This window comes from Bacillus sp. NTK074B, from assembly GCF_017303375.1.
In the GTDB taxonomy this organism is placed as follows: Bacteria; Bacillota; Bacilli; order Bacillales; family Bacillaceae_B; genus Rossellomorea.
This window is the reverse complement of record NZ_JAFKOH010000001.1, coordinates 444,675-460,219: the sequence shown is the minus strand read 5'-3', so window position 1 is coordinate 460,219 and position 15,545 is coordinate 444,675. Positions and strand designations below refer to the sequence as shown.

The 15,545-nt window shown below is 42.3% G+C and carries 17 protein-coding genes; 16 read left to right on the top strand and 1 reads right to left on the bottom strand.

The genetic code is table 11. The features are described 5' to 3' along the window. Nucleotides 1-59 precede the first annotated feature (59 nt). The 13 genes from JI667_RS02490 (at nt 60) to recO (ending at nt 11,178) form a co-directional block, all read left to right on the top strand. Entirely contained in the window at nt 60-1,370 is a 1,311-nt protein-coding gene (locus JI667_RS02490) for an NfeD family protein (RefSeq protein WP_206850044.1), read from the top strand. A 27-nt stretch (nt 1,371-1,397) separates the two neighbouring features. Next, on the top strand, nt 1,398-2,393 hold the full coding sequence (floA, locus tag JI667_RS02485) for a flotillin-like protein FloA (protein ID WP_206850524.1): 996 nt from the start codon (nt 1,398-1,400) through the stop codon (nt 2,391-2,393). Nucleotides 2,394-2,423: 30 nt separating this feature from the next. Then, complete coding sequence (locus JI667_RS02480; protein WP_206850042.1) at nt 2,424-2,885, top strand: hypothetical protein; 462 nt, start codon at nt 2,424-2,426, stop codon at nt 2,883-2,885. A 57-nt stretch (nt 2,886-2,942) separates the two neighbouring features. After that, on the top strand, nt 2,943-3,227 hold the full coding sequence (gene yqfC, locus JI667_RS02475) for a sporulation protein YqfC (RefSeq protein WP_206850039.1): 285 nt from the start codon (nt 2,943-2,945) through the stop codon (nt 3,225-3,227). 11 nt (nt 3,228-3,238) lie between these two features. Further along, complete coding sequence (yqfD, locus tag JI667_RS02470; RefSeq protein ID WP_206850037.1) at nt 3,239-4,426, top strand: sporulation protein YqfD; 1,188 nt, start codon at nt 3,239-3,241, stop codon at nt 4,424-4,426. 3 nt (nt 4,427-4,429) lie between these two features. Then, entirely contained in the window at nt 4,430-5,389 is a 960-nt protein-coding gene (locus JI667_RS02465; protein WP_206850035.1) for a PhoH family protein, read from the top strand. A 184-nt stretch (nt 5,390-5,573) separates the two neighbouring features. Next, on the top strand, nt 5,574-7,736 hold the full coding sequence (locus JI667_RS02460; protein ID WP_206850034.1) for an HD family phosphohydrolase: 2,163 nt from the start codon (nt 5,574-5,576) through the stop codon (nt 7,734-7,736). Continuing rightward, nucleotides 7,733-8,206: an rRNA maturation RNase YbeY gene (gene ybeY / locus JI667_RS02455; protein WP_206850032.1), complete on the top strand. Its 474-nt coding sequence runs from the start codon at nt 7,733-7,735 to the stop codon at nt 8,204-8,206. Before JI667_RS02460 ends, ybeY begins: the two co-directional genes overlap by 4 nt. Further along, nucleotides 8,181-8,573: a diacylglycerol kinase gene (locus tag JI667_RS02450; RefSeq protein WP_206850031.1), complete on the top strand. Its 393-nt coding sequence runs from the start codon at nt 8,181-8,183 to the stop codon at nt 8,571-8,573. Before ybeY ends, JI667_RS02450 begins: the two co-directional genes overlap by 26 nt. A gap of 245 nt (nt 8,574-8,818) precedes the next feature. Continuing rightward, nucleotides 8,819-9,217, top strand: a complete 399-nt coding sequence (locus JI667_RS02445) for a cytidine deaminase (RefSeq protein ID WP_206850029.1) — start codon at nt 8,819-8,821, stop codon at nt 9,215-9,217. Next, nucleotides 9,210-10,130 (top strand): GTPase Era, encoded by a 921-nt coding sequence (gene era / locus JI667_RS02440; RefSeq protein ID WP_206850027.1) that lies wholly within the window; start codon nt 9,210-9,212, stop codon nt 10,128-10,130. The genes JI667_RS02445 and era overlap by 8 nt, the downstream gene beginning before the upstream one ends. A gap of 106 nt (nt 10,131-10,236) precedes the next feature. After that, nucleotides 10,237-10,380, top strand: a complete 144-nt coding sequence (locus JI667_RS02435; protein WP_206850025.1) for a YqzL family protein — start codon at nt 10,237-10,239, stop codon at nt 10,378-10,380. Nucleotides 10,381-10,425: 45 nt separating this feature from the next. Beyond that, a complete protein-coding gene (recO, locus tag JI667_RS02430) occupies nt 10,426-11,178 on the top strand; it encodes a DNA repair protein RecO (protein WP_206850024.1) in 753 nt (250 codons plus the stop codon). A 265-nt stretch (nt 11,179-11,443) separates the two neighbouring features. On the opposite strand, the gene JI667_RS02425 is transcribed toward recO, so the two are convergent. Further along, on the bottom strand, nt 11,444-12,817 hold the full coding sequence (locus JI667_RS02425; protein ID WP_206850022.1) for a glycine--tRNA ligase: 1,374 nt from the start codon (nt 12,815-12,817) through the stop codon (nt 11,444-11,446). Nucleotides 12,818-13,279: 462 nt separating this feature from the next. Between JI667_RS02425 and JI667_RS02420 the strand changes: the two genes are divergently transcribed. The 3 genes from JI667_RS02420 to JI667_RS02410 all read left to right on the top strand — a co-directional run bounded on the left by JI667_RS02420 (nt 13,280) and on the right by JI667_RS02410 (nt 15,507). Further along, nucleotides 13,280-13,906, top strand: a complete 627-nt coding sequence (locus tag JI667_RS02420) for a helix-turn-helix transcriptional regulator (protein ID WP_206850522.1) — start codon at nt 13,280-13,282, stop codon at nt 13,904-13,906. A gap of 13 nt (nt 13,907-13,919) precedes the next feature. Continuing rightward, entirely contained in the window at nt 13,920-14,732 is an 813-nt protein-coding gene (locus tag JI667_RS02415; protein WP_206850520.1) for a pyruvate, water dikinase regulatory protein, read from the top strand. A gap of 301 nt (nt 14,733-15,033) precedes the next feature. Then, on the top strand, nt 15,034-15,507 hold the full coding sequence (locus tag JI667_RS02410; protein WP_206850518.1) for a YaiI/YqxD family protein: 474 nt from the start codon (nt 15,034-15,036) through the stop codon (nt 15,505-15,507). Nucleotides 15,508-15,545 lie beyond the last annotated feature (38 nt).

The window sequence follows — 15,545 nt, the reverse complement described above, 5'->3', positions numbered from 1 at the left end:
CTAATAGGTCATTCGTACATAGAGTATCAAGGAATATTACCTGAAACGAGGGGGTTAAGTTGAAAAGAGGTATACTTGCATTATTCATAGTGATCCTTGGGTGCAGCTTTCTGCAGCCGCTAGTCGGTTCTGCAAGTGATGAGGATCGGGTATACGTGATTCCCATTCAAAAAGAGGTTGAAAGAGGGCTTCATGCATTTTTGGAAAGAGCGATCAAAGATGCGGAAGACCACAATGCTGAACTGATTATATTTGATATTGATACTCCCGGGGGATTGGTGGATGCCGCCGGTGATATCGGTCAACTCATGGATGGCATCGATACGAAAACGATTGCATTTGTGAACAATCATGCGCTTTCAGCTGGAGCCTTCATCTCCCTTCATGCAGATGAAATTTATATGGTGCCCAATGGACAAATGGGTGCTGCAGCAGTCATAGATCAAGCGGGAAATGCTGCTGATAAGAAGGCTCAAAGCTATTGGCTGTCTGCCATGAAAAGTGCTGCCGAATCAAATGGGAGAGATCCTCGATATGCATTGGCCATGGCGGATGAATCAATGGTCATTGAAGAACTCGGGATTGAAAAAGGCGAACTCTTAACCTTAGGTTCAAAGGAAGCAAAACAAATCGGTTATTCTGAAGGGACTGTGAGAGACCTCGATGAATTGTATGAAACGATCGGAGTGGAAAAATCCTCTGTAAAGCAGGTGGAAGAAACGTTCGCGGAAAAACTCGCCCGCTTCATCACCAATCCTGTCGTTGTTCCGATCCTTCTGTCCCTAGCTAGCATCGGATTGATAGTAGAACTGTATTCACCGGGATTTGGAATTGCCGGTTCTATCGGCCTGATATCCCTTGTATTATTCTTTTATGGACACTTGGTTGCAGGGCTTGCGGGATACGAAACCATTATTCTTTTTGTCATTGGTATCATTCTGATAGTGGCGGAGTTCTTCCTGCCTGGCGGAATAGCCGGAGGACTCGGGATAGGTGCGATCCTTGGAAGTATTATGTTGGCTGGGGGCGATATGATGCAAATGGGGATATCTCTTTTGATCGCTTTATTGATTGCCGTTGCGACAGTGATTATCTTTGTAAAGGTGTTTGGTAAAAAAATGAAATTTTTCAACAAAATCATTTTAAAAGATTCAACAAGCACAGAAAGCGGATATGTATCAAACGCCAACCGATTGGACTTGATTGGAAAAGAGGGTGTAACCAAAACGCCTCTAAGACCATCCGGCACTGTGATCGTAGAAGACGAAAGAATTGATGCTGTAACAGAAGGCGGGTTTATTAAAGCAGGGGAAAAGGTTAAAATTGTAAAGGTTGAAGGTTCAAGGATTGTAGTCAGAGACATTTCATAATAATTTAGGAGGTAAGAAATTATGGTTATAGGACCAAGTACGATTTTACTACTCGTTGCAATTGTGGTGGGGATTATCGTTTTAGCTGTATTATTTACATTTGTGCCAGTTATGCTGTGGATTTCAGCTATAGCGGCAGGGGTTAGAATCAGTATTTTTACACTAGTGGGGATGAGATTGAGACGTGTTATCCCGAGTCGTGTGATCAATCCGTTGATTAAAGCCCATAAAGCAGGAATCACGGTAACGATCAATCAGCTGGAGAGTCATTATTTAGCTGGTGGTAACGTAGACAGAGTGGTGAATGCATTGATTGCAGCTCATCGTGCAAATATTGAATTGACCTTTGAGCGTGCCGCGGCGATTGACCTAGCAGGTCGTGACGTACTTGAAGCAGTTCAAATGAGTGTTAACCCTAAAGTGATCGAAACACCATTCATTGCCGGTGTGGCAATGGATGGAATTGAAGTGAAAGCGAAAGCCCGTATTACGGTTCGTGCTAATATTGACCGCCTAGTCGGTGGGGCCGGGGAAGAGACGATCGTTGCCCGTGTAGGGGAAGGGATTGTATCTACAATAGGTTCATCCGACAACCACAAGAAGGTTTTGGAAAATCCCGATCTGATTTCTCAAACGGTCCTTTCGAAAGGCCTGGATGCAGGTACAGCATTTGAAATTCTCTCGATTGATATTGCGGACGTTGATATCGGCAAGAATATCGGAGCTGAACTGCAAACAGAGCAAGCGGAGGCAGATAAAAACATCGCTCAGGCAAAAGCGGAAGAAAGAAGAGCCATGGCCGTTGCCAATGAGCAGGAGATGAAAGCAAGGGTAGAAGAAATGAGAGCGAAAGTTGTGGAAGCGGAAGCAGAAGTACCACTCGCCATGGCTGAAGCCCTAAGATCAGGCAACATCGGTGTGATGGACTATATGAACCTGAAGAACATCGATGCTGATACAGACATGAGAGACTCGATCGGAAAACTGACAGGGGATAAAAAAGATCCAAAAAATGATAAGTAATCTCCCTTTGTTTAGAAAGGAGTTTTCTCCATGGAACCATTGATCATTGCTATATTGATCGGGGTCATCACATCCATATTCAATAAAGTGAAACAGCCACCTGCCGATAAGCCAAGGCAGAAACCGATTCAAACAGCTTCTCCGGCTTCCACGTCCACGCATGATAGAAGGGACAGGGGAGAAGAAAGAGAACGGGAAAGAACGAGGCAGAGTAAGCCGAGATCATCGAGAGAGCCCATGAAAGAGGCTGTATCCTCTATTCAATCCCGTTTTGAAGATAAGAAGAGAGCGGCGGAATCAACCAGCCTCAAGGAACAAGAAGAGCGTTATTCAAGGAAGGTTGAAGCCCATCATGCCCGGGCCAGTAGGATTCGCGAGGGTAGCCGACCCCTCAAACTTGATTTCAAAAATGAAGATGATATCGTAAAAGGATTTATTTTTTCGGAGGTATTTGGTCCTCCAAGATCAAAAAAACGTCATCATCAAAAATAACAGTGATGAAACCCCTTTTCATTTCATACATATGAGATGAAAGGGGGTTCTTTTTTTATGGCGAAAAGCTTTATACACCATATGCGTAAATGGATGACACAGAAGATGGATTTACCCGAAGATGTCATGATGGACCTTCCTCGCGTCACAATGATTGGACAAATTCATATCTATATAGAAAACCACCGTGGACTTTTGACCTTCACAGATCGAGAGGTGCGGCTCTTATTGAAGCAGGGTCAGGTACTGATAAAAGGGGAACAATTTGTCATCAAGATGATTCTTCCGGAAGAAATTCTCCTACAGGGAAAAATTGTAGAAGTGATCTATTTAGATCAATAGGAGGGACGGATTTGAAGAATAATTGGTTCACCTTTCTGAGGGGAAAGGTATTTGTGAAAATGGAAGGCAGACTAGTCGAGCGGGTCATCAATCAACTGCTTCGTGCCGATATCACGGTTTGGAATGTAAGGAGAGCGGGGACGGAGACCGTTACCTTTTACCTATCCTTAGATGATGTACATAACTTCAGAAGAGCGGTTCGGGCATCAGGGTGTAAAGCGACATTCCTAAGAGGACAAGGCCTCCCTTTTTTATTCAAGCGAGCATTAAAGAATTCGGGCTTCATGATCGGTGGATTGGCATTCTTCGTCATCGTATTCCTTCTCTCCAATATGGTGTGGGACATACAGATAAAGGGTGCGTCCCCCCAAACCGAACACAGTATACGGAAAGAACTGAATGAAATGGGTGTTTCCAAAGGGAAGATGCAATTCTCGATCCCTGATGTGGAGAACATTCAGCGGGAATTATCTTTCAGGATGAATAACATTACGTGGGTAGGGGTGGAATTACAGGGGACAACCTTCCACTTTCAAGTAGTGGAGAAGAACGCACCTGAGCCTCCGGAGTCCACTGGCCTGCAGCATATCGTGGCAACAAAGAAAGCCATCATTACGAACATGTTTGTAGAAGAAGGAGATCCGAAAGTGAATGTGAATGACTACGTCAATAAAGGGCAGCTCCTTGTTTCAGGTTTAATCGGGAATGAAAAGGATCCAAAAGGTGTGTCGGCCAAAGCGAAGATTCTCGGGGAAACATGGTATAAGACGTCAGTGGAACTACCGTTAAAGTCACAGTTTATCGTGTTCAGCGGCAATGAAAAACGAAAGCATTATCTGGGGATAGGTTCACTTGATATTCCCATATGGGGATTTGGGAAAATCGAATTCAAGGACGTAGTAGTGGAAGAAAATAAAAAGCCCCTTCGATTTCTTAAGTGGGAGCTACCTGTTCTTTATATGGATAGAAGCATAAAAGAAAAAGAAGATGTGGAAAGAACCTATACGAAGTCAGAAGCCATTAAAGCGGCCAAGAAGCTTGCCAAGAGTAATCTTGAATCCAACCTACCGGAAGATGCAGAAATCAGAGGTGAAAAAATTTTGCAAGAAAAGGTTGAGAATGGTAAAGTTAGGTTAACCATTCACTTCAAAGTAATCGAAAATATTGCAGTAGGACAACCAATTATTCAAGGAGACTAACGAATGTCAGATGAAATCTTAATGAAATTACAACTTGAAAACCCAAATGAAGCCATTGCTTTGTTCGGCGTTTCAGATTCTCACCTTAAATTAATAGAACAGGAATTACATGTTTCGATCGTAACAAGAGGCGAAGAATTGCTGGTTTCGGGTAAAGAAGAAGATGTAAGTCTAGCTCTTGATATTTCTGATCGACTGGTGGCCGTGATCCGCAAAGGGATCAACATCGGCCAGCGTGACGTCCACTATGCCATTGAAATGGGCAGACAAGGGACGCTTGAATACTTTACAGAGTTGTACAATGAAGAAATCACTAAGAATGCAAAAGGTAAATCCATACGTGTCAAAACCCTAGGGCAGCGACAATACATTCAATCCATCAAAAAACATGATATGGTGTTCGGGATCGGTCCTGCAGGGACAGGTAAGACGTATTTAGCTGTCGTCATGGCCGTTCATGCCCTTAAAAATGGGCAGGTAAAGAAAATTATCCTGACCAGGCCAGCAGTAGAAGCAGGTGAAAGCCTCGGATTCCTCCCGGGTGACTTGAAAGAGAAGGTAGATCCATACCTGCGTCCCCTTTATGATGCTTTGCATGATGTCTTGGGAGCAGAGCATACCGTACGCTTGATCGAAAGAGGGACCATTGAGATCGCCCCCCTTGCATATATGAGGGGCCGTACATTGGATGATGCGTTCGTGATCCTGGATGAGGCACAGAATACAACAAAGGCACAAATGAAAATGTTCTTGACCAGACTAGGCTTTGATTCTAAGATGATCATCACGGGAGACCGTTCCCAGGTTGACCTGCCGAGGGGAAGCGAGTCGGGATTAATTTCTTCTGAAAGAATATTAAAAGATGTCAAGGGAGTATCGTTCATTTATCTCGATCAAGCCGATGTGGTTCGACATCCGTTAGTCGCGAAAATTATCGATGCCTATGAAACAAATGAAAAATAAACAAAGCAGAGATTGATCCGATAGGTCCATGCCCTCCCGAAAAGACGGGGCATGTTCCTGGATCAATCTTTTTTAATGGGTTAAACATAGATAAATCAGTCAAAAACTGTTATCATTTTACATAATTGCTACATGTTTTCGAATGAGTAAATTCAAATTGTCCATACATAACAGGGGGTTCTTTATGCAAACTCACCCATTTCTACTTAAGATAAGGAGCTTTCTAAGCTACCGGCTGTTTACCAATCTTCTATTTGTGTTATTGGGTCTCATTGTGTTCGGTGTACTATATGGAAATGTAAAACCCAAAACGCTGGATATCAATTTGTATGAAGATGCCCCTACTACGATTAGGGCTCCTAAGAAATTTGTCGATGAAGAAGCTACTGCAAGGAAGAAGGAAGAAGCGAAGGCGGAAGTGGCGGATGTATACACCCCGAAGGAAGGGGCGATAGACAACTCCATATCGTTACTTCACTCTCTGATAGAAAGTGTAAACGAAGTGAAAAAAGAATCTGAACCACAGGCAGGACAAGAAAATCTGAAACCCCCGGCGAGACCGGATATAAATGATCAGCTTAAACTGTTGAAAACGAAACTGCCCAAGAATAAAAATAATAATGTAACCAGCAGCTTAAGTGATGACGTGTTAAAGATTCTTCTTGAGGCGTCAGTAGACGATCTGTCGAGGGTGGAGACGATCGTTTCCACACAGATGAAGATTATCATGGAAAACGGCGTGAAAGAGGAAGAGTTAAATGAAGCGAAATTGAATTTGGAACAGCGCATTACCAACTATTCGTTCAAGGGTGATTTATCTACAGCTGCCGTTAAATTAGGTAAAGTGGCCATTGAGCCAACCCTTTTATATGATGCCGAAAAAACGGACGAGTTAAAAAAGCTCGCTGAGGCAAATGTAGAAAAGGTTGAAATCATAGAAGGCGGGGTCATCGTGGAAGACGGTGAACTCATCACCCCAAAAAAATACAGCATATTGAAATCATTGGGGATGGTTGAGAATACGTTTTCCTTCAGGCCGTATATTGGACTGGCTCTATTTGTGTTAGTTCTCATCAGCTCTCTGTACTATTTCTTCTACACGCTTGAAGTAACAGAGGAGCGAAAACAAAATTATCTGATTCTGACAAGTATTGTATTTGTCATATCACTCTTAATCATGAAGATTGTGGGACTGATTGATCAACTGGAGATTAATGATATCGCCTTCATATTTCCTGCAGCGTTCACGGGGATGATATTGAGAATTTTACTAAACGAAAGAATCGCCATGATGATGGTATTCATGCTTTCCGCTTGTTCAAGTATCGTCTTTCATCAGCAGTTCTCGGGATCCATCGATATTGAAATCGCAATATACACGTTATTCAGCGGTGTATCCGGAATACTTTTCCTGGTGAACCGTAATCAGCGTTCAAATATTTTGAGGGCAGGGATTTATGTTGCCCTTGTCAATATCCTGATCCTTGGATTCTTGATTCTATTAAGCGGTACTTCTTATTCAAACAGTGAATATGTGTACTATCTTGTGTTTGCCTTGGTGTCAGGAATCAGCTCCTCTATCCTGACCATCGGGTTTCTTCCGTTTTTTGAAGCCGGGTTCGGCATTCTCTCCTCGATGAGACTGGTCGAGCTCTCAGGCCCAACACAGCCATTGCTGAAGAAGCTTTTGACGGATGCACCAGGTACCTATCATCACAGTGTGATGGTGGCGAATCTTGCAGAAGCTGCTTGTGAATCCATTGGTGCTAACGGTTTACTCGCAAGGGTCGGCTGCTATTATCATGATATTGGGAAATCTAAACGTCCACACTTCTTCATCGAAAATCAGCTTAATATGGGAAATCCCCATGACCGGGTCTCGCCTGAAACAAGCAGGGATGTTATTATTAGTCATGCTTCGGATGGGGCAGAAATGCTCAGGAAACATAAACTGCCGAAGGAAATTGTTGATATTGCAGAGCAGCATCATGGAACGACCTTGCTGAAATTTTTCTATTATAAGGCGAAAGAACAAGGGAAAGATGTTAAGGAAGAAGACTATCGCTATCCCGGACCTAAACCACAGACAAGGGAGGCAGCTGTCATCAGCATTGCAGATAGTGTAGAAGCAGCTGTCAGGTCGAAGAAATCCCCCACTCAGGCTGAAATTCAGCAGCTCGTGCATTCGATTGTACAAGACCGCCTGCAGGACGGGCAGTTTAACGAATGTGATATATCATTGAAGCAATTAGAGACAGTGAAGAGGTCTCTTTGTGAGACGTTAAATGGAATATTTCATCCAAGAATAGAATATCCGGAACTTCAAGCAAAAGGAGAAAAAGCATGACACTATTGATAGACTTTATTGATGAAACAGAAACAATTTCCGAGGAACAAACAAGTTTGGTTCGAAATATCCTGAACTTTGCAGCTGGTAAAGAAGAAGTTGAGGATGAGAGTGAGGTGTCTGTAACCTTTGTGACCAACGAACGAATACAGGAAATCAACAGGGAGTACCGGGGGAAGGACCAACCGACAGATGTGATTTCATTTGCCCTTGAAGAATTGGGGGAAGACGAGGTGGAAATCATTGGATCAGAAATTCCCCGGGTCCTTGGAGATATCATCATTTCCATAGACCGTACGAAAGAACAGGCGGAAGAATACAATCATTCTGTCTCCCGTGAGCTTGGATTTCTTGCCCTTCATGGATTCCTTCACTTATTGGGGTATGATCATATGGAGGAAGAAGAGGAAAAAGAAATGTTTCAGAAACAAAAGGACATTTTAGATGAATATGGACTCAAGAGAGACTAAGTTCGGCTTATTCCGGTTCCTGAAATCCTTTGGATATGCAGCGGAAGGGATGAAGTCTGTATGGGCTACGGAACAGAATTTCAGAATCCACTCGTTCATGGGGGTGGCTGTTTTCTTATTTGCGTATCTGCTTTCAGTATCTACAATGGAATGGATTATTTTGATTATCCTTGTTTTTTCTGTGCTTGCATTGGAAACGATGAATACAGCGATTGAAAAGGCAGTAGACCTTTCCGTTGATGAGTATCATCCACTTGCCAAAGCTGCGAAGGATCTTGCATCAGCTGCGGTACTTCTTTTTGCCATTTGTACTGCAATAGTAGGAGCCATTATCTTTCTTCCCAAGCTCTTGGAACTTATAAATTGATCAAAAAGACGGTATGATGCCGAAAAATAGGGGCTGCAGGGAAGAAATTGTACGATTTCTTCCCTGCAGCCCTTAATTCATTTGAAAACGTTCTTATACTTGTATAGAATAAGTGGAGCAAAGCACAAAATCGATAAATAGTTTGAATTATCTAACTATTTTATTACAAAATGATAACAGCCCATTTTCTTTTATGAAAATTGTAGTAAAATAAATGTGTAAGGGTTAAAAGGAGAGTTCAATTAATGAATGCAGAACAATTGATACAAGAAGCCAAACTAGCGAGAGAAAAAGCATACGTGCCTTATAGTAAATTCAAGGTGGGAGCTGCTCTTCTGTCAAAAAGCGGTAAGGTATATCACGGTTGTAATATTGAAAATGCAGCCTATAGTATGTGTAACTGTGCTGAAAGGACCGCTTTATTCAAGGCTTATTCAGAAGGCGACACAGACTATTCTATGATTGCGGTTGTGGCAGACACGGCAAGACCTGTTCCTCCTTGTGGAGCATGTCGACAAGTCATTTCAGAGCTATGCCCGAAAGAAATGAAGGTCGTCCTGACGAATCTCAAAGGCGATGTAGAAGAATTAACCGTAGCAGAACTATTACCAGGAGCATTTTCACCGGAGGATTTAAATGAGTAATATAGGTAGTAATACAGAATACAAATCAGGCTTTATTTCCATTATCGGACGACCTAATGTCGGGAAATCCACTTTCCTGAACCGGGTCATCGGTCAGAAGATCGCCATCATGAGTGATAAGCCTCAAACAACTCGAAACAAAGTTCAAGGAGTTTATACGACAGATGATGCCCAGATGATATTCATCGATACTCCTGGAATTCACAAACCGAAACACAAACTGGGAGATTTCATGATGAAGATTGCTCAGAACACTTTAAAAGAAGTGGACGTCATCTTATTCATGGTGAATGTCGAAGAAGGATTGGGAAAGGGAGATCACTTCATCATTGAGAAGCTGAAAGGTGTGAAAACACCAGTCTTCCTCATTCTTAATAAGATAGACCAGATCCATCCTGATGCATTACTTCCTATGATACAACAATATAATGACCTGTTTCCGTTCGCGGCGACTGTACCGATTTCAGCATTAGAGGGAAATAACGTAGATCATCTTCTGCTGTTATTGAGGGAACTGCTACCTGAAGGACCTCAATTCTATCCTGCCGATCAGATTACCGATCACCCTGAACGTTTTATTGTATCAGAACTTATCCGTGAGAAGGTCTTGCATTTGACCAGAGAAGAGATCCCACACAGTATCGCAGTGGTCATCGATAAGATGGAGAGAAAGCAGGATAAGGATCTTATTGACGTCATCGCCACGATCATTGTGGAAAGAGACTCACAAAAAGGAATTGTCATCGGCAAACAGGGATCCATGCTTAAGGAAGTTGGAAAGCGTTCCCGTGTAGACATTGAGAACCTGTTGGGATCAAAGGTTTACCTGGAACTTTGGGTTAAGGTGCAAAAAGATTGGCGAAACCGATCCTCGAACCTTCGGGACTTTGGCTTCAGCGATGACGAATATTGATAATTAACAATATTTAGGCCACATGTTTTAGAGAGATAATGCTCATTCTAATCACAAGAAAGCTTATGAAGTCTTGCTAGTTTAAATCCAGAAAGGTGGGTTTTTTATGTTAGACTTAACATGGAAATTTTTTTCGCAAACGGGTAGTATAGACACCTATCTCCTATTTAAGGAGCTTGAAAAGGAGACGTTTGAAGATCCTTACAGCTTTGAAGAAGAATCAGCGGAAGTAGATTTCCCTTTAACGTGATAAGTTTGTCATCACCCGGGTGGACTGATGTCGGGAGGTGGCTGTATGCTGCAGAAATGTGAAGGGATTGTCATTCGAACGAATCATTACGGTGAGTCGAATAAAATTGTTACCTTATACACGCGGGAATTCGGAAAGATTGGATTGATGGCTAGAGGGGCAAAGAAGCCCAATAGCCGTCTATCCGCCATTTCTCAATTGTTTACATATGGTTATTTCCTTTTTATCAAGGGAAGTGGACTGGGTACCCTGCAACAGGGAGAGATGGCCGAATCGCTGAGACATGTGAAGGAAGATTTGTTTAAGACGGCATATGCTACATATATTGTCGAACTCCTTGATAAAGCGACTGAGGACAAGAAGCCTAATCCTTTTCTCTTTGAATTGCTTTTTAAGACTCTTCATTACCTAAATGAAGACTACGACCCGGAAATCCTTATGCATATATTTGAAATGAAGATGCTTCCTGTATTAGGGTTATATCCTCATTTGAACGGGTGTTCCGTTTGCGGGGAGACCGATGGGGAATTCGCGTTTTCGTTTAGGGAGAATGGATTCATTTGTCATCGTTGTCTAAGTGAAGATCCTCATCATTTACCTTTATCACAAGGTACTGTGAAACTTCTCAGAATATTTTATTATTTTGATATCAATCGGTTGGGAAATATATCGGTGAAAGATGAAACAAAACATCAATTAAAACGGGTAATCAGGACTTATTACGATGAAAATTCAGGTTTAACATTAAAATCCAGGAGGTTTTTAGACCAAATGGATAACCTTAAGGACTTATTCTAGATTTTATATATGCTGCTTGTGATGATATAGTAGAGGCCCATTCACGGTTTGTGGATGGGCCTGTTTTTTATGAAGAATCCTTCAGGGATTTTTTAGATATGCTTGTCGGGGCTGAACGAGCCGCCTCCGCTTTAGGTGTCTGCTAGCTCCGGCGGCTAGAGGCTCGAGGTCATAAGTCAACCCTGCCAAAAAGGCAAAGAGCGCCTTTCCGGCAGGGCCGTCTTATGCTTGTCGCCTCTGAACGAGCCGCCTCCGCTTTAGGTTTTTAAAACTTAATTTTCTCTTGTAAGAATGCTTTTACTTCACTGATTGGCATTCTGACTTGATCCATTGTGTCACGGTCGCGGACGGTTACTTGGCCGTCTTCTACTGAGTCGAAATCGAATGTGATGCAGAATGGTGTTCCAATTTCGTCTTGACGACGGTAACGTTTACCGATGGATGCCGTTTCGTCGAAATCAATCATCAGATCCTGGGAAAGCTCTTCGTACACTTTGAACGCATCATCCGAAAGCTTTTTCGAGAGTGGCAGAACAGCCGCTTTGAATGGTGCCAGTGCCGGATGGAAACGAAGCACTGTACGTGAATCATTTTCAAGTTCCTCTTCTTCAAAAGCGTCACAAAGGAATGCAAGAGTTACGCGGTCTGCCCCAAGGGAAGGCTCGATGCAGTATGGAACATATTTTTCGTTCGTTTGAGGATCCATGTAGTGGAAGTCCTCATTGGAATGTTCCATATGGCGCTTCAGGTCGAAGTCCGTTCGATCGGCCACACCCCAAAGCTCTCCCCATCCAAATGGGAATTTGTATTCGATATCCGTTGTCGCATTGCTGTAGTGTGACAATTCATCTTGATCATGATCGCGAAGTCTCATGTTATCTTCACTCATCCCTAGGTTCAATAACCAGTTCTTACAGAATTCACGCCAGTACGAGAACCACTCCAAATCTTCTCCTGGCTTACAGAAGAATTCCAGTTCCATTTGTTCAAATTCACGCGTTCTAAATGTGAAATTACCCGGTGTGATCTCATTTCGGAAGCTTTTTCCTACTTGTGCAATACCAAATGGCATTTTTTTGCGCATGGAGCGCTGTACATTTTTAAAGTTTACGAAAATTCCTTGTGCTGTTTCAGGGCGTAGGTAGATTTCATTAGTAGAAGATTCCGTTACACCTTGATGGGTTTTGAACATCAGATCGAACTGGCGGATGTCGGTGAAGTCGTGGCTTCCGCAATCAGGACACGCAATATCATGTTCTTTGATAATCTCTTCCATTTTCTCGAAAGAAAGACCGTCGACGATCATTTCGATCCCTTTTTCTTCAAGGGCGTTTTCAATGATTTTATCTGCACGATGACGTGTCTTACATTGCTTACAATCAATCATCGGGTCGTTGAAATTCCCAACGTGACCGGATGCTACCCATGTTTGAGGATTCATCAGGATGCTTGCATCAAGTCCCACATTATAAGGGGATTCCTGAACGAATTTCTTCCACCAAGCTTTTTTAATATTATTCTTCAACTCGACTCCAAGCGGACCGTAATCCCATGTGTTGGCAAGACCCCCGTAGATTTCAGAACCAGGAAAAACAAATCCCCGGTGCTTTGCTAAGTTGACTACTTGTTCCATTGACATTTAAGTCACTCCTCTTCTTTTTATGTAAATAAAAAAGCTCGTCTCTAGGCGCTTAAGGCCTAGGGACGAGCTTGATACTCGCGGTTCCACCCTAGTTGATATGCAGTATGCATATCCACTTTTCATTGGTAAGTTGCTCAGGATTTCCGTTTCCCTGCTTTCTGGGCTTTCACTGTCCCCAGTCGCTTATCGGTTAGCAAGTACTTATTGATCCGTCATAGCATTATTGGTTGTAAGATGAAGACATTTTATCATGATAAAGAAATAAAAACAACTCCTGTTTCATTCAAGAGAAATGATTTGAAGTTTCGTTTGAAAAAAGATACTCTTTGTAAAGTGAAATTTTAACTATAGGTTGTCACAATTGGATGATAATATGCTCTTTTCATTTTGGTTAAATAGTATATAATATTTCATATAAAGTATAACATAAATCGTTTGACCGTTAGGTGGTGAGTAACAATCGAACTTAATAAGCGTCAAGAACATATTTTACAGATAGTGAAAGACAATGGACCTATCACTGGTGAACAGATTGCAGATCGATTAAACTTAACAAGAGCTACCCTACGACCTGACCTGGCGATCCTCACCATGGCGGGATACCTGGATGCACGACCAAGAGTGGGCTATTTCTATACCGGTAAAACAGGGACCCAGCTCCTGACTGAGAACCTGAACAAGATTTATGTGAAGGATTATCAATCCATTCCTGTCGTGGTAAACGAAAATGTCTCCGTGTATGATGCAATCGTGACCATGTTCTTGGAAGATGTGGGAACATTGTTTGTTGTGGACGCCAATACATATTTAGTGGGAGTCCTGTCACGTAAGGATCTTTTAAGAGCAAGTATTGGGAAGCAGGAACTCAGTACGTTGCCGGTGAATATTATTATGACTAGAATGCCGAATATCACGGTCTGTGAAAAAGATGACCAGTTGATCGGTGTGGCGAAGGATTTGATTCATAAACAAATTGACTCCGTCCCCGTCGTAAAGAAATCCGAGAATGGTGATCTCGAAGTCATCGGAAGAATTACGAAGACCAATATTACCAAAGCATTTGTAGCATTGGCAGATGAATATTAGAAGGTGGTGAACGATCGTGAAAGAACCGATCATCTATGTTGTATCCGACTCGGTGGGGGAAACTGCCGAATTAGTGACAAAAGCGGCGATAAGCCAATTCAATGGTTCCAATACGGTCATTAAACGCTTTCCGTATGTAGAGGATCTGGAACACATTGACGAAGTGATTTCCCTAGCGAAATTGAACCAGGGATTGATCGTATACACTCTGGTCAAGCCGGATATGCGTGCGTACATTAAAGAACAATCTGAAAAGGAAGAGCTTTATGCTTTCGACATCATCGGTCCATTAATGGATAAATACCAGTCTTCCTACCAAAAAGAACCTTTGTTCGAGCCAGGAACTGTCAGAAAGCTTGATGATGATTACTTTAAGAAGGTGGAAGCCATTGAGTTCGCCGTCAAGTACGACGATGGACGTGATCCCCGTGGCATACTGAGAGCGGATATCGTGCTTGTTGGGGTGTCAAGAACCTCGAAAACGCCTCTGTCCCAATACCTTGCATTAAAAAGGATCAAAGTGGCGAATGTTCCGCTCGTACCGGAAGTCGATCCCCCTGAGGAATTATTTATGGTTTCACCTAAGAAATGCTTTGGTCTTAAAATCAGCCCGGAAAAATTGAATACCATCCGTCGGGAAAGATTGAAGTCCCTGGGCTTGAATGATCAGGCAAGCTATGCAAATATTAAACGGATTGAAGATGAGCTGGAGTATTTCGAGAAAATTACAGACCGCATCGGATGTCATGTCATCGATGTAACGAACAAGGCAGTTGAAGAAACAGCTAATGTCATCACTAACATCTATCAAAACTCCAACGACTGAACATAAAAAAATAAAGATGATTCCCCTGAATTAATTGGGGAATCATCTTTTCATTTGAATGAAATGACTGACACCAACAAAAACCTCAAACAAATCAAGTTTTTATAGTGGTCAAACTTGTCCGATTATACTATAATAAAAAATTGTGATAAAAATATTTAAAATAGGTTTAGACTAAACTCTTAAGGAATAAACTAATTATTGTGATATGTCAAGTCTCGTCTGAATTACAATTCGACAATTTTAATCAAATCTCTAGGAAAGTTCCTAAAGAGAGAAGGAAAATACGGAGTGATGTAGAATAGTTAGTAATAGCGAACATAACCCCGCCGTATATGTAGATGCAGATGCTTGCCCGGTAAAACAGGAAATCATAAAAATCACAAGAGGTTATGGCTTTAAAGTGATTTTTGTCGCTTCCCATGCCCATCGAAAGAATACACCTGACGAGGGTGAATGGGTATATGTGGATAGTTCGAAGGAAGCGGCCGACTTGTACATCATGAATCACGTCAAAGAAAAGGATGTCCTGGTAACGCAGGACATAGGACTTGCAAGTCTGGTGTTACCGAAAAAAGTTTATGCCATCTCTCCCAGGGGAAAAGCCTACAGGGAAGAGAGTATTGTGACAGCGCTCGATTATCGGTATCTTGCAGCAAAAGAACGCAAGAGAGGCAACTACGGTAAAGGTCCTAAGCCTTTTACTAATGAAGACAGGGTAACATTCTGTGCATCCTTTGAGAAAATCTTGTCGGGAATTGCAGGAGATTCGTAATCAATACAGAATGGATTAAGAGGGTTAATAAAAACAGG

Coding starts and splice junctions, on each gene's coding strand:
- JI667_RS02480 (WP_206850042.1), top strand. CDS start 2,424: ATGGAACCATTGATCATTGCTATATTGATCGGGGTCATCACATCCATA.
- yqfC (WP_206850039.1), top strand. CDS start 2,943: ATGGCGAAAAGCTTTATACACCATATGCGTAAATGGATGACACAGAAG.
- JI667_RS02465 (WP_206850035.1), top strand. CDS start 4,430: ATGTCAGATGAAATCTTAATGAAATTACAACTTGAAAACCCAAATGAA.
- JI667_RS02460 (WP_206850034.1), top strand. CDS start 5,574: ATGCAAACTCACCCATTTCTACTTAAGATAAGGAGCTTTCTAAGCTAC.
- ybeY (WP_206850032.1), top strand. CDS start 7,733: ATGACACTATTGATAGACTTTATTGATGAAACAGAAACAATTTCCGAG.
- JI667_RS02450 (WP_206850031.1), top strand. CDS start 8,181: ATGAATATGGACTCAAGAGAGACTAAGTTCGGCTTATTCCGGTTCCTG.
- JI667_RS02445 (WP_206850029.1), top strand. CDS start 8,819: ATGAATGCAGAACAATTGATACAAGAAGCCAAACTAGCGAGAGAAAAA.
- era (WP_206850027.1), top strand. CDS start 9,210: ATGAGTAATATAGGTAGTAATACAGAATACAAATCAGGCTTTATTTCC.
- JI667_RS02435 (WP_206850025.1), top strand. CDS start 10,237: ATGTTAGACTTAACATGGAAATTTTTTTCGCAAACGGGTAGTATAGAC.
- recO (WP_206850024.1), top strand. CDS start 10,426: ATGCTGCAGAAATGTGAAGGGATTGTCATTCGAACGAATCATTACGGT.
- JI667_RS02425 (WP_206850022.1), bottom strand. CDS start 12,817: ATGTCAATGGAACAAGTAGTCAACTTAGCAAAGCACCGGGGATTTGTT.